This is a genomic window from Botryobacter ruber, assembly GCF_003347595.2.
GTDB lineage: Bacteria > Bacteroidota > Bacteroidia > Cytophagales > Hymenobacteraceae > Pontibacter > Pontibacter ruber_A.
In genome coordinates, this window is sequence record NZ_QCZK02000055.1 from 72,967 (window position 1) to 90,394 (window position 17,428).

33 protein-coding genes are annotated in these 17,428 nt (G+C 41.4%); all 33 read left to right on the forward strand.

What is annotated here, in order from left to right; all coding sequences use genetic code 11:
- The first annotated feature begins 2 nt into the window (after positions 1–2).
- The 33 genes from rpsL to DCW36_RS18585 all read left to right on the forward strand — a co-directional run bounded on the left by rpsL (position 3) and on the right by DCW36_RS18585 (position 17,418).
- Entirely contained in the window at positions 3–419 is a 417-nt protein-coding gene (rpsL, locus tag DCW36_RS18430; RefSeq protein ID WP_007654317.1) for a 30S ribosomal protein S12, read from the forward strand.
- 16 nt (positions 420–435) lie between these two features.
- Positions 436–903 (forward strand): 30S ribosomal protein S7, encoded by a 468-nt coding sequence (gene rpsG / locus DCW36_RS18435; protein WP_114778241.1) that lies wholly within the window; start codon positions 436–438, stop codon positions 901–903.
- A 2-nt stretch (positions 904–905) separates the two neighbouring features.
- Entirely contained in the window at positions 906–3,008 is a 2,103-nt protein-coding gene (gene fusA / locus DCW36_RS18440; RefSeq protein WP_114778242.1) for an elongation factor G, read from the forward strand.
- 10 nt (positions 3,009–3,018) lie between these two features.
- A complete protein-coding gene (gene rpsJ, locus DCW36_RS18445; protein WP_007654312.1) occupies positions 3,019–3,324 on the forward strand; it encodes a 30S ribosomal protein S10 in 306 nt (101 codons plus the stop codon).
- Between the two features lie 6 nt (positions 3,325–3,330).
- Entirely contained in the window at positions 3,331–3,501 is a 171-nt protein-coding gene (locus tag DCW36_RS22650) for a hypothetical protein (RefSeq protein ID WP_164891178.1), read from the forward strand.
- A 177-nt stretch (positions 3,502–3,678) separates the two neighbouring features.
- A complete protein-coding gene (gene rplC, locus DCW36_RS18450) occupies positions 3,679–4,296 on the forward strand; it encodes a 50S ribosomal protein L3 (protein ID WP_114778243.1) in 618 nt (205 codons plus the stop codon).
- Between the two features lies 1 nt (position 4,297).
- Positions 4,298–4,927: a 50S ribosomal protein L4 gene (gene rplD / locus DCW36_RS18455; RefSeq protein ID WP_114778244.1), complete on the forward strand. Its 630-nt coding sequence runs from the start codon at positions 4,298–4,300 to the stop codon at positions 4,925–4,927.
- Entirely contained in the window at positions 4,927–5,214 is a 288-nt protein-coding gene (gene rplW / locus DCW36_RS18460; RefSeq protein ID WP_114778245.1) for a 50S ribosomal protein L23, read from the forward strand. The genes rplD and rplW overlap by 1 nt, the downstream gene beginning before the upstream one ends.
- Before the next feature lie 11 nt (positions 5,215–5,225).
- Positions 5,226–6,050 carry a 50S ribosomal protein L2 gene (rplB, locus tag DCW36_RS18465; protein ID WP_114778246.1) on the forward strand — a complete coding sequence of 275 codons (825 nt, stop codon included), beginning with the start codon at positions 5,226–5,228 and terminating at the stop codon, positions 6,048–6,050.
- Positions 6,051–6,329, forward strand: a complete 279-nt coding sequence (gene rpsS / locus DCW36_RS18470; RefSeq protein ID WP_114778247.1) for a 30S ribosomal protein S19 — start codon at positions 6,051–6,053, stop codon at positions 6,327–6,329.
- 1 nt (position 6,330) lies between these two features.
- Positions 6,331–6,723 (forward strand): 50S ribosomal protein L22, encoded by a 393-nt coding sequence (gene rplV, locus DCW36_RS18475; RefSeq protein WP_114778248.1) that lies wholly within the window; start codon positions 6,331–6,333, stop codon positions 6,721–6,723.
- 4 nt (positions 6,724–6,727) lie between these two features.
- Entirely contained in the window at positions 6,728–7,495 is a 768-nt protein-coding gene (rpsC, locus tag DCW36_RS18480) for a 30S ribosomal protein S3 (protein ID WP_114778249.1), read from the forward strand.
- Positions 7,496–7,524: 29 nt separating this feature from the next.
- A complete protein-coding gene (gene rplP, locus DCW36_RS18485) occupies positions 7,525–7,947 on the forward strand; it encodes a 50S ribosomal protein L16 (RefSeq protein ID WP_114778250.1) in 423 nt (140 codons plus the stop codon).
- A gap of 2 nt (positions 7,948–7,949) precedes the next feature.
- Positions 7,950–8,150, forward strand: a complete 201-nt coding sequence (gene rpmC / locus DCW36_RS18490) for a 50S ribosomal protein L29 (RefSeq protein ID WP_114778251.1) — start codon at positions 7,950–7,952, stop codon at positions 8,148–8,150.
- A gap of 12 nt (positions 8,151–8,162) precedes the next feature.
- Positions 8,163–8,420 (forward strand): 30S ribosomal protein S17, encoded by a 258-nt coding sequence (gene rpsQ / locus DCW36_RS18495; protein ID WP_114778252.1) that lies wholly within the window; start codon positions 8,163–8,165, stop codon positions 8,418–8,420.
- 1 nt (position 8,421) lies between these two features.
- Entirely contained in the window at positions 8,422–8,790 is a 369-nt protein-coding gene (rplN, locus tag DCW36_RS18500; protein WP_018476849.1) for a 50S ribosomal protein L14, read from the forward strand.
- 19 nt (positions 8,791–8,809) lie between these two features.
- On the forward strand, positions 8,810–9,133 hold the full coding sequence (gene rplX, locus DCW36_RS18505; protein WP_114778253.1) for a 50S ribosomal protein L24: 324 nt from the start codon (positions 8,810–8,812) through the stop codon (positions 9,131–9,133).
- 1 nt (position 9,134) lies between these two features.
- Positions 9,135–9,689: a 50S ribosomal protein L5 gene (gene rplE, locus DCW36_RS18510; RefSeq protein WP_114778254.1), complete on the forward strand. Its 555-nt coding sequence runs from the start codon at positions 9,135–9,137 to the stop codon at positions 9,687–9,689.
- Between the two features lie 4 nt (positions 9,690–9,693).
- Positions 9,694–9,963: a 30S ribosomal protein S14 gene (rpsN, locus tag DCW36_RS18515; RefSeq protein ID WP_114778255.1), complete on the forward strand. Its 270-nt coding sequence runs from the start codon at positions 9,694–9,696 to the stop codon at positions 9,961–9,963.
- Between the two features lie 91 nt (positions 9,964–10,054).
- Positions 10,055–10,453 (forward strand): 30S ribosomal protein S8, encoded by a 399-nt coding sequence (gene rpsH, locus DCW36_RS18520; RefSeq protein WP_114778256.1) that lies wholly within the window; start codon positions 10,055–10,057, stop codon positions 10,451–10,453.
- A gap of 14 nt (positions 10,454–10,467) precedes the next feature.
- Positions 10,468–11,022, forward strand: a complete 555-nt coding sequence (gene rplF / locus DCW36_RS18525; protein ID WP_114778257.1) for a 50S ribosomal protein L6 — start codon at positions 10,468–10,470, stop codon at positions 11,020–11,022.
- A gap of 8 nt (positions 11,023–11,030) precedes the next feature.
- A complete protein-coding gene (gene rplR / locus DCW36_RS18530) occupies positions 11,031–11,381 on the forward strand; it encodes a 50S ribosomal protein L18 (RefSeq protein WP_114778258.1) in 351 nt (116 codons plus the stop codon).
- A 6-nt stretch (positions 11,382–11,387) separates the two neighbouring features.
- Positions 11,388–11,906: a 30S ribosomal protein S5 gene (gene rpsE, locus DCW36_RS18535; protein WP_114778259.1), complete on the forward strand. Its 519-nt coding sequence runs from the start codon at positions 11,388–11,390 to the stop codon at positions 11,904–11,906.
- 5 nt (positions 11,907–11,911) lie between these two features.
- Positions 11,912–12,091 carry a 50S ribosomal protein L30 gene (rpmD, locus tag DCW36_RS18540; protein WP_114778260.1) on the forward strand — a complete coding sequence of 60 codons (180 nt, stop codon included), beginning with the start codon at positions 11,912–11,914 and terminating at the stop codon, positions 12,089–12,091.
- Position 12,092: 1 nt separating this feature from the next.
- A complete protein-coding gene (rplO, locus tag DCW36_RS18545; RefSeq protein ID WP_114778261.1) occupies positions 12,093–12,539 on the forward strand; it encodes a 50S ribosomal protein L15 in 447 nt (148 codons plus the stop codon).
- Between the two features lie 5 nt (positions 12,540–12,544).
- Complete coding sequence (gene secY / locus DCW36_RS18550; protein WP_114778262.1) at positions 12,545–13,852, forward strand: preprotein translocase subunit SecY; 1,308 nt, start codon at positions 12,545–12,547, stop codon at positions 13,850–13,852.
- 3 nt (positions 13,853–13,855) lie between these two features.
- A complete protein-coding gene (gene map, locus DCW36_RS18555) occupies positions 13,856–14,629 on the forward strand; it encodes a type I methionyl aminopeptidase (RefSeq protein WP_114778456.1) in 774 nt (257 codons plus the stop codon).
- Positions 14,630–14,848 (forward strand): translation initiation factor IF-1, encoded by a 219-nt coding sequence (infA, locus tag DCW36_RS18560; protein WP_025609076.1) that lies wholly within the window; start codon positions 14,630–14,632, stop codon positions 14,846–14,848.
- Positions 14,849–14,853: 5 nt separating this feature from the next.
- A complete protein-coding gene (gene rpmJ / locus DCW36_RS18565; protein WP_007654264.1) occupies positions 14,854–14,970 on the forward strand; it encodes a 50S ribosomal protein L36 in 117 nt (38 codons plus the stop codon).
- A 10-nt stretch (positions 14,971–14,980) separates the two neighbouring features.
- Positions 14,981–15,358 (forward strand): 30S ribosomal protein S13, encoded by a 378-nt coding sequence (gene rpsM / locus DCW36_RS18570; protein ID WP_114778263.1) that lies wholly within the window; start codon positions 14,981–14,983, stop codon positions 15,356–15,358.
- A 9-nt stretch (positions 15,359–15,367) separates the two neighbouring features.
- Positions 15,368–15,760 (forward strand): 30S ribosomal protein S11, encoded by a 393-nt coding sequence (gene rpsK / locus DCW36_RS18575; protein WP_114778264.1) that lies wholly within the window; start codon positions 15,368–15,370, stop codon positions 15,758–15,760.
- A gap of 25 nt (positions 15,761–15,785) precedes the next feature.
- Positions 15,786–16,391: a 30S ribosomal protein S4 gene (gene rpsD / locus DCW36_RS18580; protein WP_114778265.1), complete on the forward strand. Its 606-nt coding sequence runs from the start codon at positions 15,786–15,788 to the stop codon at positions 16,389–16,391.
- Between the two features lie 37 nt (positions 16,392–16,428).
- Positions 16,429–17,418, forward strand: coding sequence for a DNA-directed RNA polymerase subunit alpha (locus tag DCW36_RS18585; RefSeq protein ID WP_114778266.1), 990 nt, complete (start codon positions 16,429–16,431; stop codon positions 17,416–17,418).
- Positions 17,419–17,428 lie beyond the last annotated feature (10 nt).

Here is a 17,428-nt window from a genome sequence, read left to right on the forward strand (position 1 = left end):
AAATGCCTACTATACAGCAATTAGTAAGAAAAGGAAGAGAGAAGTTAACTTCAAAATCAAAATCTCCTGCCTTAGATTCATGCCCACAGCGTCGTGGCGTATGTACTAGAGTGTATACTACTACTCCTAAAAAGCCGAACTCAGCTATGCGTAAAGTAGCCAGGGTAAGACTTACAAACGGAAAAGAAGTAAACGCTTATATCCCTGGTGAAGGACACAACCTGCAGGAACACTCAATCGTGTTGATCAGAGGTGGCAGGGTAAAAGACCTTCCAGGTGTACGTTACCACATCGTACGTGGTGCATTAGATACTGCCGGAGTAAACGGCCGTCTGCAAAGCCGTTCTAAATACGGTGCAAAACGTCCTAAGCCAGGTCAGCCAGCAGCTGCAGCAGGCAAAGGCGGAAAGAAAAAATAAGTAATTTAAAAATACAATGAGAAAAGCAAAGCCTAAAAGTAGAATTCTCCTTCCCGACCCAAAATTTAAAGAGACCCTGGTAACACGTTTCGTTAACTACCTGATGGAAGACGGAAAGAAAAGTGTTGCTTACGGAATCTTCTACGATGCTGTAGAATTAGTAGAGCAAAGAACAAAAGAAAACGGTCTTGAAACCTGGAAGAAGGCATTGAACAACATCATGCCGAGCGTAGAGGTGAAAAGCCGTAGGGTAGGGGGAGCTACATTCCAAGTGCCGACTGAGGTTCGTCCGGACCGCAGAGTATCTCTGGGAATCAAGTGGATGATTTCCTATTCTCGCAAAAGAGGCGAGAAAACAATGAAAGACAAATTAGCCGGCGAAATTATTGCTGCCGCTAAGGGTGAAGGTGCTGCCGTGAAAAAGAAAGACGATACGCACAGAATGGCAGAAGCAAATAAAGCATTCTCACACTTCAGATTCTAGTAATGGCAAGAGATTTAAAATACACAAGAAACATAGGTATAGCGGCGCACATTGATGCTGGTAAAACAACAACAACAGAGCGTATTCTATACTATGCAGGCGTAAGCCACAAAATTGGTGAGGTTCATGATGGCGCTGCCACAATGGACTGGATGGAACAGGAGCAGGAAAGAGGTATCACCATTACGTCTGCCGCTACAACTGTAAACTGGCCATACAGAGGCAACAACTACCACATCAACATCATCGATACCCCTGGTCACGTTGACTTTACGGTAGAGGTAAACAGATCGCTCCGCGTATTGGATGGTCTTGTGTTCCTCTTCAGTGCAGTAGACGGTGTGGAGCCGCAATCTGAAACTAACTGGCGCCTGGCAGACAACTATAAAGTTGCCCGTATCGGCTTCGTAAATAAAATGGACCGCTCCGGTGCCGACTTCCTTGCTGTTTGCAAGCAGGTGAAAGAAATGCTGGGTAGCAATGCCGTAGCACTTCAGTTACCTATCGGTGCTGAAGACGATTTTAAGGGAGTGGTTGATCTTGTGAATAACCGTGGTATTATCTGGAACGAAGAGGATAAAGGTATGACCTTTACTGAAGTTCCGATTCCGGATGATATGGTGGATGAAGCTGCTGAATATAGAGAGAAACTGCTGGAAGCGGTTGCAGAATATGATGAAACGTTGATGGAGAAGTATTTCGAAGATCCGGAATCTATCTCTGAAGACGAAATCCTGGCTGCTTTACGTGCTGCAACTATCGATATGGCAATCGTGCCAATGCTGTGTGGTTCTTCTTTCAAGAACAAAGGCGTTCAAACGATGCTGGATTACGTGATGGCACTTTGCCCTTCTCCGCTCGATAGAGATAAAATCACAGGTACTAACCCTGACACCGGTGAAGAGGTTTCTCGTAAGCCAAGCGAAAGCGAGCCATTTGCAGGTCTTGCCTTCAAAATTGCTACTGACCCTTACGTAGGTCGTCTGTGCTTTGTGCGTGCCTATTCAGGTGTGCTGGAGTCAGGTTCTTATATCTTCAATACGCGTTCAGGCAACAAAGAACGTATTTCCAGGATATTCCAGATGCATGCTAACAAGCAGAACCAGATCGAAAGACTGGCAGCTGGTGATATTGCTGCGGTAGTAGGCTTTAAAGATATCAAGACAGGTGATACCCTTTGCGACCAAAGCGCGAAGATCGTACTGGAGTCTATGGAGTTCCCTGAGCCAGTTATTGGTTACGCTATTGAGCCAAAAACACAGGCTGACTCTGATAAAATGGGTATGGCCATTGCCAAACTCGTAGAAGAAGATCCAACCCTGCAGGTAAATACTGACGAGGAAACTGGTCAGACTATCCTGAGAGGTATGGGCGAACTTCACCTGGAGATCATCATCGACAGGATGAAGCGCGAATTCAAAGTGGAACTAAACCAGGGTGCTCCTCAGGTTGCTTACAAAGAAACCCTTACCAAAACTGTTGAACACAGAGAGGTATTCAAGAAGCAGTCTGGTGGTCGTGGTAAATTTGCTGATATCGTATTCAACTTAGGACCACGCGAAGATGGCAAACAAGGACTTGAGTTCGAAAATGCTATCGTGGGTGGTGTGATTCCAAGAGAATTCATCCCGGCGGTTCAGAAAGGTTTCGAAGAAGCCATGAAAAACGGTATTCTTGCAGGCTTCCCGATCGACTCGATGAAAGTGAGACTGTTCCACGGTTCCTTCCATGATGTTGACTCTGACTCACTTTCTTTCGAATTAGCTGCACGTCAGGGCTTTAAAGAAGCAGGGAAACAATGCGGTCCGAAGCTGCTCGAGCCAATTATGGCTGTTGACGTGGTAACTCCTGATGAATATACGGGTCCGGTAACAGGTGACTTGAACAGAAGAAGAGGTATCATGAAGGGTATGGATACAAAAGGTACTTCAACTGTAGTAAAAGCGGATGTTCCATTATCAGAACTGTTTGGTTATGTGACAGACCTCCGTACCATTACTTCAGGTAGAGCTACTGCCTCCCTTACTTTCTCACATTATGAGCAAGTGCCACAAAACCTGGCAGACGGTATCATTGCAAAATTAAAAGGAACTGCAGCTAAATAGTTTTAGAATAATGAATCAGAAAATAAGAATTAAATTAAAGTCTTACGACCATAACCTGGTAGACAAATCTTCTGAGAAGATCGTGAAAGCTGTAAAGGCTACTGGTGCAATCGTAAGCGGACCAATTCCACTTCCAACTGAAAAGGATAAATTCACTGTGCTGCGCTCGCCACACGTAAACAAAAAATCACGTGAGCAGTTCCAGCTTTGCACATACAAAAGATTAGTTGACATCTATTCAACCAGCTCTAAAACAGTTGATGCCCTGATGAAGCTTGAGCTTCCGAGCGGCGTAGACGTTGAAATCAAAGTTTGATAGACCTTGAGCGACAAACAAAAAAGAGAACCAAATCAATGGTTCTCTTTTTTTATGGTACAGGGGGAAAAGATTGGCCAAGACAGAAAAACGCCCGGAACACGAATAGAAAAGGTTTCTGCTCCTGCCACCAGAGCCACTCCACATGGTCAAATCGATGAGCAGAAGATGTGGTGAAAGAGGCTGCAGAATAAATTCGAATCCGAAAGGCTCTAATTCTGCTATACTACAAGGTTGAAAATAAATATTTTAGACAATACTTGTGTTAAGAAAAAATAAATCATTAAATTTGCACTCCCTTAGCAAAACTGCAGGGTGAAATAATATAATTTCCATCTAAAAAAAACAAGTTGAATGCCTGGAATTATCGGTAAAAAAATCGGAATGACAAGCCTCTTCACTGCAGATGGTAAATACACACCAGTAACGCTTATTCAAGCTGGTCCGTGTGTAGTTACGCAGGTGAAGACAGTGGAAACTGATGGCTACACAGCTGTACAGCTTGGCTATGGCGATAAAAAGCTAAAGAGAGTAACCAAAGCGGAAGCCGGTCACTACGAAAAAGCCAAAACTGCTCCAAAGAAAAAAGTTGCTGAATTCAGACTGGATGAAGTTAACCTGAATTTAGGTGACCTGGTAGACGTAAACTTATTCGAAGTTGGCGAATTTGTTGACGTTGTTGGTACATCTAAAGGTAAAGGTTTTCAGGGTGTTGTAAAACGCCACAATTTCGCCGGTGTTGGCGGCCAGACCCACGGTCAGCACAACAGGGCAAGACACCCCGGATCTATCGGCGCCTGCTCCTGGCCATCACGCGTATTCAAAGGAATGAGAATGGCTGGCAGAATGGGTGGTAACAGAGTGAAGATCCAAAACTTAACTGTGTTGCGTGTTATTGCAGATAAAAATCTGCTAGTAGTTAGTGGCTCTGTTCCAGGTGCCAAAAATTCTTACGTGTTAATTGAGAAATAAAATGGAGCTTTCTGTATTAAATATCAAAGGTGAAGATACAGGTAGAAAGGTAAACCTTTCGGATGCTGTGTTTGGTCTGGAGCCAAACGAGCATGCCATGTATCTTGACGTGAAGCAGTATCTGGCAAACCAGAGACAAGGAACGCACAAAGCGAAAGAGCGAAACGAAGTAGCAGGTTCTACTAAGAAGATCAAAAAGCAAAAAGGTACTGGTGGCGCGCGTGCTGGTAGCTTAAAAGCTCCCTTATTTGTTGGTGGAGGTAGAGTGTTCGGCCCTAAGCCAAGAAACTACAGCTTTAAATTAAATAAAAAGCTGAAGTCGCTGGCTCGTCTGTCTGCACTGTCTTTATTAGCACGTGATAACAAAGTGGCACTGGTAGAGAATTTCACACTGGAAGCACCAAAGACAAAAGAATTCAAAGGAATTCTGGGAAATCTGCAGGCTACAGGTAAAACACTGCTGGTAGGATCTTCAGTTGATAAAAACGTGTTGCTGTCCAGCAGAAACCTGCCAAAAGTAAAAGTGTCTGCGGTTAACGACCTGAACACGTATGATCTGCTCAACACAGAAAAACTTCTGTTGATAGAAGATTCAGTTAATGTTTTAGAAAACCTCTATAGCGAAAAATAATGAACGTTCTTAAAAGACCGCTTGTCACAGAGAAATACGCTGCCATGAATGAGGTTGGAAAGTATGCTTTTGAAGTAGCAAAAACTGCCAATAAAGTAGAAATCAGAAAGGCAGTTGAGAAAATTTATGGAGTTACAGTTGAAAAGGTAGCTACCATCAGAACCTTAGGCAAGTTAAAAACAAAGCACACCAAATCCGGTGCTGTAACCGGCCGTTCGGCTTCCATAAAAAAAGCAATCGTTACTGTGAAAGAAGGTGACGTGATAGACTTTTACAGCGGCATTTAATCATTTAGAAAATGGCTTTAAAGAAACTAAGACCAATAACACCAGGTCAAAGATTTAGAGTAGCTCCCGCGTTTGACGAGATAACGACAGACACGCCGGAGAAATCTTTGTTGGCATCAAGAAAAAAATCTGGTGGACGTAACAATACTGGTAAAATGACCATGCGCTACATTGGTGGCGGTCATAAGCAGAAATACAGGCTCGTTGACTTCAAGAGAACGAAGCATGGAGTTCCTGCAACAGTAAAAACAATTGAATACGATCCGAACAGAACAGCACGTATAGCGCTGTTGTATTATGCAGATGGTGAGAAGAGCTACATCATTGCTCCATCTGGCTTACAGGTAGGTACCGTGGTGGTGTCAGGACCTGGCATTGCACCTGAAGTAGGAAACTGCCTTCCTTTATCAGAAATTCCTCTAGGTACAATTATTCATAATATTGAGCTTCAGCCAGGCAACGGTGCAACCCTAGCCAGAAGTGCAGGTGCATATGCCCAGCTGGTGGCAAGAGAAGGCCGCTACGCTACCATCAAGCTTCCTTCCGGCGAGCTGCGTATGGTGCTGGTTAATTGCTACGCTACGGTAGGTACAGTATCAAACGGTGACCATATGAATGTGAAGGTTGGTAAAGCCGGCCGTAGCAGATGGTTAGGAAAACGTCCACGCGTACGTGGTGTTGCAATGAACCCGGTAGATCACCCTATGGGTGGTGGTGAAGGTAAGTCTTCAGGAGGACAGCCTCGTTCTAGAAAAGGTTTATACTCAAAAGGATTAAAAACCAGAAAGCCTAAGAAGTATTCAGAGAAACTAATAGTTAATAGAGGAAAAAAATAAATGGCTAGATCATTAAAAAAAGGGCCTTACATTGACTATAGGCTCGAGAAGAAAATAGGAGTAATGAACGATTCTGGCAAGAAGTCAGTTATCAAAACCTGGTCGCGCAGATCAATGATTTCTCCTGATTTTGTTGGACATACCTTCGCAGTACACAACGGGAATAAATTTATCCCTGTTTATGTAACTGAAAACATGGTAGGCCACAAATTAGGTGAATTTGCTCCAACCAGAAATTTCAGAGGTCACGTGGCTAAAAAAGATAAAGGCAAGCGATAAGATGGAAGCAGTAGCAAAATTAAAGAACGTACCTACTTCTCCTCGTAAGATGAGGTTAGTAGCAGGCTTGGTACGCGGCAAAAGCGTAACAAAAGCTTTGGGACTCCTTAAATTTGAAGCTAATTCTGGCGCTGAAAAGTTAGAAAAGCTTCTTCTTTCAGCCTTATCGAACTGGCAGCAAAAAAATGAAGATGAGCGCATCGAAGACGCCAACCTTTTTGTAAAGGAAATCTTCGTGGATGAAGGTAAAATGTTGAAGCGCCTTCGTCCGGCTCCTCAAGGTCGTGGTCACCGCATCAGAAAAAGATCAAACCATGTGACAGTTGTAATTGACAGCCTGACTGACGAGCAACTGGAGCAGCAATCTAAGAAATCTATAAAAGCCACTAAGTAAGAATATGGGACAGAAAGTAAATCCAATCGGTTTTCGACTCGGAGTTATCAAAGGTTGGGATTCAAACTGGTATGGCGGTAAAGATTTCGCTGATAAGCTGGTTGAAGACGAGAAAATCAGAAAATATATTTTAGCACGTATCCCCAAAGGCGGTATTTCTAAAATAATTATTGAGCGTACCCTTAAGCGTATCACCATTACCATCAACACGGCTCGTCCTGGTGTAGTAATCGGTAAAGGCGGACAGGAAGTAGATAAGATCAAAGAAGAGCTTAAGAAGCTTACTAACAAAGATGTTCAGATTAACATTTTTGAAATTAAGCGTCCTGAGTTAGATGCCAAGCTTGTTGGTGAATCAATTGCCCAGCAGTTACAGGCTCGTATCTCTTTCCGTCGTGCGATGAAGCAGGCAATCGCTTCTGCGCTTCGAGTTGGTGCTGAAGGTATCAAAGTTCAGGTTTCCGGTCGTTTAGGTGGTGCCGAGATGGCAAGAACCGAACACTACAAGGAAGGCAGAACTCCTCTTCACACACTGCGTGCTGATATCGATTATGCGCTTTCAGAAGCACAAACGGTATACGGTAAACTTGGAATCAAAGTGTGGATCTTCCGTGGCGAAGTTTACGGCAAGAAAGATCTGACTCCGAATGCAGGTATCGAAAGCAAGAGCAGCGGTGGTGCTGGTGCACCTGGTGAAAGACGCGGGGGCGACAGACGCAGCAAAAAAGGTGAAGGTGCCGGTGCTGCCAAGCGTAACAAGCGTCGTCAATAATTGATTGTATACATTAACAGGTTTTAGAAATGTTACAGCCGAAAAGGACTAAATATAGAAAAATGCAAAAAGGCCGCGTGAGAGGTCTTGCTCATAGGGGCAGTACTATCTCATTTGGTTCATTTGCGATTAAATCACTCGAAGCTACTTGGATCACGAGCCGTCAGATTGAAGCTGCCCGTATTGCGATGACAAGAGCAATGAAACGTGAAGGCCAGGTATGGATTCGCATATTCCCTGACAAACCAGTTACCAAGAAGCCTGCAGAGGTTCGTATGGGTAAGGGTAAAGGTTCCCCGGAGTATTGGGTAGCCGTAGTGAAGCCAGGTACTATCATGTTTGAATCTGATGGTGTTCCTTTGGAAGTGGCAAAAGAGTCGTTGAGACTTGCAGCGCAGAAGCTTCCGGTAAAATCAAAATTTGTAGTACGTAGAGATTACGTTGAGAAATAGTTATGAAAAATTCAGAGATAAGAGCTTTATCTTTAGAAGAGCTGAAAGATAAACTTGCTGCTGAGAGCACAAATATGCAAAATCTGCGTTTTGCACATGCCATTTCTCCGCTGGAAAACCCAATGCGAATTCGGGAAACTAAGCGTGAAATTGCCAGATTGAACACAGAGATTCGTCGTCGTGAATTAGAAGCTAACTCTTAATAACAAAGAATCATGGAAGAGAGAAATCTTAGAAAAGAAAGAAGTGGTAAAGTTGTTAGCAATAAGATGAACAAATCTATCACTGTGCTTGTGGAGAGCAAAATGAAACACCCGATCTACGGTAAATTCGTACGCAAGTCCACAAAATTTATGGCTCACGATGAGAAGAATGAGTGCAATATCGGTGATACCGTTCGCATTCAGGAGACTCGTCCGCTTAGCAAAAATAAAAACTGGCGTTTAGTTGAAATAATAGAAAGAGCGAAGTAAGATGATACAGCAGGAATCAAGATTAACTGTAGCTGATAACAGCGGTGCAAAGGAGGTACTTTGCATCCGTGTACTTGGTGGTACTGGTAAAAAGTATGCATCCATTGGTGATAGAATAGTTGTAACGGTAAAATCAGCTCTTTCTTCAGGTAACGTAAAAAAAGGAACTGTTTCTAAAGCAGTTATTGTAAGAACTAAGAAGGAAATCAGAAGAAAGGACGGGTCTTATATCCGCTTTGATGATAATGCAGCTGTGTTGTTGAATGCAAACAATGAGCCACGTGGCACCCGTATTTTCGGACCTGTTGCACGTGAACTTCGTGAAAAACAATTCATGAAGATTGTTTCGTTAGCGCCTGAAGTTCTTTAATCTATAATTCAGAATCAAAATGAATAAAAGTAAACTTCATGTAAAAACCGGCGATACTGTAAAAGTAATCGCCGGTGATGAGCGCGGCAAAACAGGCCGCATTGTTTCTGTTGATACTCAAAAGCAGAGAGTTGTAATTGAGGGATTGAACCTGGTTACAAAACATAACAAGCCTAGCGCCAAAAATCCACAAGGCGGTATTGTAAGTGTTGAAGCACCTATCCATGCAAGCAATGTACAGCTTGTTGATCCAAAGTCAGGTGAATCGACCAAAACTGCCAGAAGAAAAAATAGCGAAGGTAAATCAGAGCGATATTCTAAAAAGACAGGAGAAGTAATATAACATGGCAACTGCAAGATTAAAAGATAAATATCAAGCCGAGGTTGTACCTGCTCTGAAAGAGAAGTTCCAGTATAAGAACATTATGCAGGTGCCTAAGCTGACAAAAATCTCCATCAATAAAGGCATTGGTGCTGCTGTAGCAGACAAAAAACTTGTTGATATTGGTGTAGAAGAGTTAACTACTATCACTGGTCAGAAGGCTGTTCCTACAATAGCAAAGAAATCTGTTTCGAACTTCAAGCTTCGTGAAGGTATGCCAATCGGCGCCCGCGTTACGCTTAGAGGTGAAAGAATGTATGAGTTTCTGGATCGTTTGCTGACTATTGCACTGCCACGTGTACGTGACTTCAGAGGTGTTAGTGACAAAGGTTTTGACGGCCGTGGTAACTATACCCTTGGTGTTAAAGAGCAAATCATTTTCCCTGAAATCAGTATTGATAAAATTAAGGCTATTAGTGGAATGGATATTACATTCGTAACTACAGCTCAGACAGATGAGGAAAGTTATGAATTGCTAAAAGCATTTGGTATGCCTTTCACTAATATTAAGAAATAAAAAAATGGCGAAAGAAGCAGTAAAAGCAAGAGAGCTCAAAAGACAGAAATTGGTAGCTAAATATGCTGCCAAAAGAGCTGAACTGAAAGCCAAAGGAGATTATGAAGCGTTAGATAAATTACCTAAAAATGCATCTCCTGTACGGTTACATAACCGTTGTAAGTTAACTGGAAGACCACGTGGCTATATGAGAAAATTTGGTATTTCTCGTGTTACTTTCAGAGAGCTGGCTTCAGCTGGTAAAATTCCAGGTGTAACAAAATCGAGCTGGTAATTATTTTCTTAAGTAATTAAGAAAATAAAAAGATATTCGTATCTTTGCGGCTCGCTTACAAAAAAGCGTTTATTATTTAAGTGAATTCATAATGAACTCAGATCCAATAGCAGATTATTTAACGAGGCTCAGAAACGCCATTAAGGCGAATCATAGAGTAGTTGAAATACCATCTAGCAATATTAAAAAAGAGATAACGAAAGTTTTGTACGAAAAGGGTTATATTCAAAGCTATAAATTTGATGACTCTTCTGTACAAGGTACTATCAAGGTCGCTCTGAAATATAATCCCTCTACCAAGCAATCTGCTATTGTGAAACTAGAGCGGATCAGTAAGCCAGGGCTCCGCAAGTATGCTGGTCATGATAACTTGCCAAGAGTTTTGAACGGCCTGGGAATTTCCATCCTGTCAACATCTAAAGGTGTAATGACTGAGAAAGAAGCCCGCGAGCAAAATGTTGGTGGTGAAGTTTTGTGTTACGTTTATTAAGAGGAGGAAAGACGATGTCACGTATAGGAAAATTGCCAATCACTCTGACTAATAATGTACAGGTTACTGTTGACAAAAATAACCTGGTTACCATTAACGGACCAAAAGGTTCTCTTTCTACGCAGGTAGATAAAGATATTATTGTAAAGCAGGAAGATAACCAGATTGTGGTGGAGCGTCCGACTGAGCAGAAACGTCATAAGGCGATGCACGGTCTATACAGAGCTCTCATCAACAATATGGTGGTTGGTGTAACGCAGGGGTACCAGGAGAAATTAGAACTTGTTGGTGTTGGTTATAAAGCAGCCGTTCAAGGAAAAATTCTGGAGCTGTCTTTAGGTTACTCTCACAATATTTACATGACCTTGCCTGCAGAAGTTTCAGTTTCCGCTGTAACTGAAAAAGGTAAAGCGCCTGTAATTACATTAGAATCTAATGATAAGCAGCTTATCGGTCAAGTTGCTGCAAAAATCCGTTCACTGCGCAAAGTTGAACCTTACAAAGGTAAGGGTATACGATTTGTTGGTGAAGTAGTAAGAAGAAAAGCTGGTAAGACAGCATCTAAATAATCATCATCATGTCTGCTAACAAAGTACAAAGAAGACTCAGAATTAAACAAGGTATCAGAAATAAAATTTCTGGTACTCCTGAAAGGCCTAGATTATCTGTGTTCAGAAGCAATAAATTTATTTATGCGCAGATTATAGATGATACTACTGGTGTGACACTAGCGGCGGCCTCTTCAGCTAAACTAGATGATGCAAGCAAATCCAACATCGAAGCTTCTGGCAAAGTTGGTAAAGCTATTGCAGCGCAAGCACTGGAAAAAGGTATTACCCAGGTTGTTTTCGACAGATCGGGTTATCTGTTCCACGGCAAAGTTAAATCATTGGCAGAAGGTGCTCGCGAAGCAGGACTCAAATTCTAAATAGTTATGTTAAAGAATAATATACGTAGTGTGAAGGCTAGCGAAATCGAATTAAAAGAGAGAGTAGTTGCCATTAATCGCGTTGCCAAAGTTGTAAAAGGTGGTAGAAGATTTAGCTTTGCAGCCATTGTTGTAGTAGGTGATGGAAATGGTGTTGTTGGCTACGGATTGGGTAAAGCAAATGAAGTTACTGACGCTATTGCGAAAGGTATCGATGATGCGAAGAAGAACCTGGTTAAAGTTCCTCTCTATCATCATACTGTTCCTCATGCGATGGAAGGTAAATACTCCGGTGGTTTTGTTTTAGTAAAACCTGCAGCTGCTGGTACAGGCGTTATTGCTGGTGGAGCTATGCGTGCTGTGCTGGAAAGTGCTGGTATCAAAGACGTACTTTGCAAGTCAAAAGGTTCTTCAAACCCGCACAATGTGGTGAAAGCAACCTTTGATGCCCTTGCGAAAATGCGTGATCCACTTGCTGTTGCACAGCAAAGAGGTGTTAATTTACAGAAAGTATTTAACGGTTAACGGAGATGGCAAAAGTTACAATAACGCAGGTTAAAAGCACAATCGACAAGCCTAAGAACCAAAAGCTGACTATTCAGGCTCTTGGACTTGGCAAGATAAGCAAATCAGTAACTGTAGAACTGACTCCTCAGATTGCTGGTATGGTTAACAAGGTTCAACATTTAGTAGAAGTAAAAAATATTTAATATGTATTTAAGTTCATTAAAGCCTGCAGAAGGATCTGTAAAGACCAGAAAAAGAATAGGTAGAGGTACAGGTTCAGGTAGAGGTGGAACTTCTACTAGAGGTCATAAAGGGGCTAAATCACGATCAGGTTATTCTCAAAAAGCTGGATTTGAAGGTGGCCAGATGCCACTTCAAAGACGTGTTCCAAAGTTTGGCTTTAAAAATTTCAACAGAGTTGAATTTAAAGCTATCAATTTGGATGTGCTTCAGTCTTTGGCTGAATCTACTAATGAAACTGTTCTTAACTTTGACTTCCTTAAGTCACATGGATTGGTTTCTAAAAATGATAAAGTAAAAGTTTTAGGTAGAGGAGAGATTTCTAAGGCTGTAGAAATACACGCACATGCTTTCTCAAAAACTGCTTCCGAATCTATTGAAAAAGCAGGCGGTAAAACAGTAGCTCTTTAAGTAATATGAAGAAGTTTATAACAACAGTTAAGAACATTTTTGCTATAGATGATTTAAGAATCAGAATCTTAAATACGTTAGGTTTTATAGCTATTTTCAGATTAGGTTCTTATGTTGTTCTCCCTGGTGTTGATCCTAATGCTTTAACAGCCAATACTCCTGGCCTGCTGGGATTATTAGATACTTTCTTAGGTGGTGCATTTAGCAATGCTTCCATCTTTGCATTGGGGATAATGCCATACATTTCAGCTTCTATCGTATTACAATTATTGACTATAGCTGTTCCCTACTTTCAGAAGATGCAGAAGGAGGGTGAGTCTGGCAGAAAGAAAATAAACCAAATCACCCGTGTCCTCACTATTGTAATCACACTTGCGCAGGCTGTTGGTTTTGTGGCTACATTAAATGCAGAGGCTATCTTAATAAATACTACGCTGTTTACGATCATGTCCATGATCATATTATCAGCCGGTACTATTTTCTGCATGTGGTTAGGAGAGCGTATTACGGATAAAGGTATTGGAAACGGTATTTCTATGCTGATCATGATCGGTATTGTTTCCAGGTTCCCTGGGGCTATTATTGCCGAATTCCTTTCCAACCAGGCCTTTGTTTTCTTGATTGAACTTGCTGTTCTGTTCTTTGTTGTAATGTCTGTTGTTATGCTTACACAGGCTATCAGAAGAATTCCAGTACAGTATGCCAAGCAGATTGGTGGTAGTTCTCTTTATTCCGGTCAGCGACAGTTTATTCCATTAAAAGTTAACGCTGCTGGTGTAATGCCTATCATTTTTGCACAGTCCCTGATGTTTTTACCTTCTATGGTTGCATCAATTTGGGCTGATACAAATGAAACTGCTAATTATATTGGTTCAACTTTCTCTAACTTCCAGTCTTGGCAATATAATCTGGTGTTTGGATTGATGATTCTAATCTTTACTTATTTCTATACAGCTATAAGTGTAAATCCAAATCAGATTGCCGATGATTTGAAACGCAGTGGTGGGTTTATCCCGGGTGTGAAGCCAGGACGATCTACTTCAGAATATATTGATTCAATTTTGACAAGAATAACTCTTCCTGGAGCTATTTATCTTGCCTTAGTAGCTATTTTCCCTGCTATTGCCATGATATTCGGTGTTACCCGTGAATTTGCGCAGTTTTTTGGTGGAACCTCCCTGATCATTATGGTGGGTGTTGTTCTGGATACTCTGCAGCAAATTGAGAGTTATTTATTAATGAGACATTACGATGGTATGATGAAATCTGGAAAACTTCGCGGTAGAACAGAGAACATTGCCATGGCATCCTAGTTGATGATTTATTATAAAACCGAAGAAGAGATTGAGCTGCTTCGCCAGAGTGCTTTGATATTAAGCAAAGCACATGGCGAAATTGCTCATCTTGTGCAAGAGGGTGTTTCTACTCTTACCTTGGATAAACGCGCCTATGAGTTTATCAAAGATAATGGAGGTACACCTTCTTTTTTGAACTATAATGGCTTCCCTAATAGTTTATGTATTTCTGTTAATTCCACAGTTGTACATGGCATACCGGGGAAATACACACTCAAGGACGGAGACATTATTTCTGTCGATTGCGGTGTGTTTTACAAAGGCTTTCATAGTGACTGTGCCTATACACATGCAGTAGGTAAAGTTACTGATGAAGTGAAAAAACTTCTGAATGTTACAAAGGAGTCATTATATAAAGGCATTGAAAAAGCTGTTGTTGGTTCCAGAATGGGTGACTTGAGTTATGCCATACAACATTATGCTGAAAGCAATGGTTTTTCTGTTGTGCGTGAATTGGTAGGGCATGGCGTTGGAAGGAGTTTGCATGAGTCGCCGGAGGTACCAAATTATGGTAAACGTGGGCAGGGCCTTAAACTGGCAAATGGATTGGTACTCGCCATTGAGCCCATGATTAATTTAGGAACAAAAAATATTGTTCAGGAGGAAGACGGCTGGACCATCCGGACGAGAGATAATAAGCCTTCTGCTCATTTTGAACATACTGTTGTAGTAAGAAAAGATAAGGCAGAAATTCTTACTACTTTTGATTATATAGAACAAGCTAATCAATACTAAATGGCGAAACAATCCTCTATCGAACAAGACGGAACAATCGTTGAAGCATTATCCAATGCCATGTTCCGGGTAGAGCTCGAGAATGGTCATCAGGTAGTCGCTCATATCTCCGGTAAAATGAGAATGAATTACATTAAGATTTTACCAGGTGATCGGGTTAAACTGGAAATGTCACCCTATGATCTAACTAAAGGCAGAATAGTTTATCGTTATAAATAAGAACAATGAAAGTTAAAGCATCAGTAAAGAAAAGAAGTGCTGAATGTAAAGTTATTCGCCGCAAGGGGAAACTTTATGTGATCAACAAAAAAAATCCAAGATATAAACAAAGACAAGGATAATTAATTAAGTATGGCTAGAATAGCAGGAGTAGATATTCCGGATAACAAAAGAGGAGAGATTGCATTAACTTATATTTTTGGTATAGGTCGTAAGCTTTCTCAGCAAATTCTTACCAAGGCCGGAGTGGATCTTGACAAAAAAGTAAAAGACTGGTCTGAAGATGAAGCCGGTGAAATCAGAAATATCATTGCATCTGATATCAAAACTGAAGGTGTACTTCGGTCTGAAGTTCAGCTGCACATTAAGCGTCTTCTTGACATTGGTTGCTACCGAGGTTTAAGACATCGTAAAGGATTACCTGTTCGAGGTCAGCGTACCAAAAACAATTCAAGAACCAGAAAAGGTAAGCGTAAGACAGTTGCAAACAAGAAGAAAGCTTCTAAATAATTTTTGATCATGGCTCAGAAAAGAAAAGACAAAGCTAAAAAGCGTGTAGTGGTGGTGGAATCAACCGGCCAGGTGCACATTAAAGCTTCTTTCAATAATATTATTATCTCAATAACCAATAATGCAGGACAAGTAATTTCTTGGGCTTCTGCTGGTAAAATGGGTTTCAAAGGTTCTAAAAAGAACACTCCTTACGCTGCACAAATGGCAGCTTCTGATTGCGCTAAGGTTGCTCATGATTTGGGCATGCGTAAAGCGGAAGTTTTTGTTAAAGGTCCTGGTGCAGGTAGAGAGTCCGCCATCCGTACTGTTCAGAATTCTGGTATCGAAGTAACAACAATCAAAGACGTTACGCCTTTACCTCACAACGGATGTCGTCCTCCAAAGCGCAGAAGAGTTTAATTTATCTAAATTCGATTTATTAATTATGGCAAGATATACTGGTCCCAAAAGCAAAATCTCCAGAAAATTTAATGACGAGATTTTTGGCCCAAGCAAAGCATTAAAAAAGAAAAGCTATCCTCCGGGCATGCATGGTCGTGGCCGTCGTAAAAAGCAGTCTGAATATGCTGTTCAGCTGGCTGAGAAGCAAAAAGCAAAATATATCTATGGTATGCTGGAAAGACAGTTTGCGAACCTGTTTGACAAAGCTCATAGAAAAGGTGGTATTACAGGTGAAAACCTGTTAGTGTTACTGGAATCAAGACTTGATAACACTGTTTACCGTTTGGGTATTGCACCAACCAGAAGAGCTGCCCGTCAGCTTGTGCTGCACAAGCACATCACTGTTAATGGTGAGGTTGTAAATATTCCTTCTTATAGTTTAAAAGTTGGTGACACTGTAGCTGTCAGAGAGAAATCAAAATCTCTGGAAGCAATTACGACCAGTCTTACTGTACGCAATGCGCGTGCTTACAGCTGGTTAGAGTGGAACGGAGCCGAGATGTCTGGAAAATTTGTGTCTGCGCCTCAGCGTGACCAGATCCCTGAAAAAATTCAGGAGCAGTTAATCGTCGAGCTTTACTCTAAGTAAGCAGCCTAATCAATTTTTAACCTTTAACACTGCAAGTATGTCAATATTAGCATTTCAAATGCCAGAGAAAGTTGTAATGGAAAAAGCCGACGACTTTCATGGTTTATTTGAATTCAAGCCGCTTGAAAAAGGTTACGGTGTCACCATCGGTAATGCATTAAGAAGAATATTACTTTCTTCTCTTGAAGGTTACGCCATAACCAGCGTACGTATTCCGAGTGTACTGCATGAATTTTCTTCTGTTGAAGGTGTGGTTGAGGATGTTTCTGAAATCATCCTGAATCTCAAAATGGTTCGCTTTAAAAAAGTAAGCGAAGTTGTTGATGATAAAATCACAGTAACCATCAGTGGCCAGGATACCCTTACTGCCGGTGATATTAACAAGTTTACTTCAAGCTTCCAGGTGCTGAACCCGGAACTTGTTATCTGTAATCTTGATCCCAGCATAACCCTGGAAGTGGAGCTTACCCTTCAAAAAGGACGTGGTTATGTTCCTGCTGAAGAGAATAAGTTGGCTGATCAGCCGTTTGGCCTAATTGCCATAGATGCCATTTTTACTCCAATTAAAAACGTGAAGTACAGTGTTGAAAACACACGTGTGGAGCAGAAAACGGACTATGAAAAATTAGTGCTTGATATCCAGACGGACGGTTCTATCCATCCGGAAGATGCCCTGAAAGGAGCAGCCAATATTCTGATCCAGCACTTCATGCTCTTCTCTGATAACACCATGACCTTTGAAACAGCTAAGCCTGAAGAGGAAGAGGCTGTAGATGAAGAACTGCTGCATATGCGCAAGATTCTTAAAACTTCACTGCAGGATATGGATCTGTCGGTAAGAGCTTACAACTGCTTGAAAGCGGCCGATATCAAAACCCTTGGTGATTTAGTTACCTTAGATATTTCTGATATGATGAAATTCCGTAACTTTGGAAAGAAATCATTAACAGAACTTGAGAATTTAGTTCAGGAGAAAGGTTTAACTTTCGGAATGGACCTTTCTAAGTACAAATTAGACGAAGATTAATTAATCCTAC

Bases quoted from the DNA above. Each gene is read 5' to 3' on its own strand.
- rplX (WP_114778253.1), top strand. From the start codon at position 8,810: ATGAATAAAAGTAAACTTCATGTAAAAACCGGCGATACTGTAAAAGTA.
- secY (WP_114778262.1), top strand. From the start codon at position 12,545: ATGAAGAAGTTTATAACAACAGTTAAGAACATTTTTGCTATAGATGAT.
- fusA (WP_114778242.1), top strand. From the start codon at position 906: ATGGCAAGAGATTTAAAATACACAAGAAACATAGGTATAGCGGCGCAC.
- rpsC (WP_114778249.1), top strand. From the start codon at position 6,728: ATGGGACAGAAAGTAAATCCAATCGGTTTTCGACTCGGAGTTATCAAA.
- rpsJ (WP_007654312.1), top strand. From the start codon at position 3,019: ATGAATCAGAAAATAAGAATTAAATTAAAGTCTTACGACCATAACCTG.
- rpsK (WP_114778264.1), top strand. From the start codon at position 15,368: ATGGCTCAGAAAAGAAAAGACAAAGCTAAAAAGCGTGTAGTGGTGGTG.
- rplB (WP_114778246.1), top strand. From the start codon at position 5,226: ATGGCTTTAAAGAAACTAAGACCAATAACACCAGGTCAAAGATTTAGA.
- rplP (WP_114778250.1), top strand. From the start codon at position 7,525: ATGTTACAGCCGAAAAGGACTAAATATAGAAAAATGCAAAAAGGCCGC.
- rpsH (WP_114778256.1), top strand. From the start codon at position 10,055: ATGAACTCAGATCCAATAGCAGATTATTTAACGAGGCTCAGAAACGCC.
- map (WP_114778456.1), top strand. From the start codon at position 13,856: ATGATTTATTATAAAACCGAAGAAGAGATTGAGCTGCTTCGCCAGAGT.
- rpmC (WP_114778251.1), top strand. From the start codon at position 7,950: ATGAAAAATTCAGAGATAAGAGCTTTATCTTTAGAAGAGCTGAAAGAT.
- rplO (WP_114778261.1), top strand. From the start codon at position 12,093: ATGTATTTAAGTTCATTAAAGCCTGCAGAAGGATCTGTAAAGACCAGA.
- rpsL (WP_007654317.1), top strand. From the start codon at position 3: ATGCCTACTATACAGCAATTAGTAAGAAAAGGAAGAGAGAAGTTAACT.
- rplN (WP_018476849.1), top strand. From the start codon at position 8,422: ATGATACAGCAGGAATCAAGATTAACTGTAGCTGATAACAGCGGTGCA.
- rpmD (WP_114778260.1), top strand. From the start codon at position 11,912: ATGGCAAAAGTTACAATAACGCAGGTTAAAAGCACAATCGACAAGCCT.
- rplC (WP_114778243.1), top strand. From the start codon at position 3,679: ATGCCTGGAATTATCGGTAAAAAAATCGGAATGACAAGCCTCTTCACT.
- rpsM (WP_114778263.1), top strand. From the start codon at position 14,981: ATGGCTAGAATAGCAGGAGTAGATATTCCGGATAACAAAAGAGGAGAG.
- rplV (WP_114778248.1), top strand. From the start codon at position 6,331: ATGGAAGCAGTAGCAAAATTAAAGAACGTACCTACTTCTCCTCGTAAG.
- rpsQ (WP_114778252.1), top strand. From the start codon at position 8,163: ATGGAAGAGAGAAATCTTAGAAAAGAAAGAAGTGGTAAAGTTGTTAGC.
- rplR (WP_114778258.1), top strand. From the start codon at position 11,031: ATGTCTGCTAACAAAGTACAAAGAAGACTCAGAATTAAACAAGGTATC.
- infA (WP_025609076.1), top strand. From the start codon at position 14,630: ATGGCGAAACAATCCTCTATCGAACAAGACGGAACAATCGTTGAAGCA.
- DCW36_RS18585 (WP_114778266.1), top strand. From the start codon at position 16,429: ATGTCAATATTAGCATTTCAAATGCCAGAGAAAGTTGTAATGGAAAAA.
- rplW (WP_114778245.1), top strand. From the start codon at position 4,927: ATGAACGTTCTTAAAAGACCGCTTGTCACAGAGAAATACGCTGCCATG.
- rpsS (WP_114778247.1), top strand. From the start codon at position 6,051: ATGGCTAGATCATTAAAAAAAGGGCCTTACATTGACTATAGGCTCGAG.
- rpmJ (WP_007654264.1), top strand. From the start codon at position 14,854: ATGAAAGTTAAAGCATCAGTAAAGAAAAGAAGTGCTGAATGTAAAGTT.
- rpsN (WP_114778255.1), top strand. From the start codon at position 9,694: ATGGCGAAAGAAGCAGTAAAAGCAAGAGAGCTCAAAAGACAGAAATTG.
- rpsD (WP_114778265.1), top strand. From the start codon at position 15,786: ATGGCAAGATATACTGGTCCCAAAAGCAAAATCTCCAGAAAATTTAAT.
- rpsE (WP_114778259.1), top strand. From the start codon at position 11,388: ATGTTAAAGAATAATATACGTAGTGTGAAGGCTAGCGAAATCGAATTA.
- rpsG (WP_114778241.1), top strand. From the start codon at position 436: ATGAGAAAAGCAAAGCCTAAAAGTAGAATTCTCCTTCCCGACCCAAAA.
- rplE (WP_114778254.1), top strand. From the start codon at position 9,135: ATGGCAACTGCAAGATTAAAAGATAAATATCAAGCCGAGGTTGTACCT.
- rplF (WP_114778257.1), top strand. From the start codon at position 10,468: ATGTCACGTATAGGAAAATTGCCAATCACTCTGACTAATAATGTACAG.
- rplD (WP_114778244.1), top strand. From the start codon at position 4,298: ATGGAGCTTTCTGTATTAAATATCAAAGGTGAAGATACAGGTAGAAAG.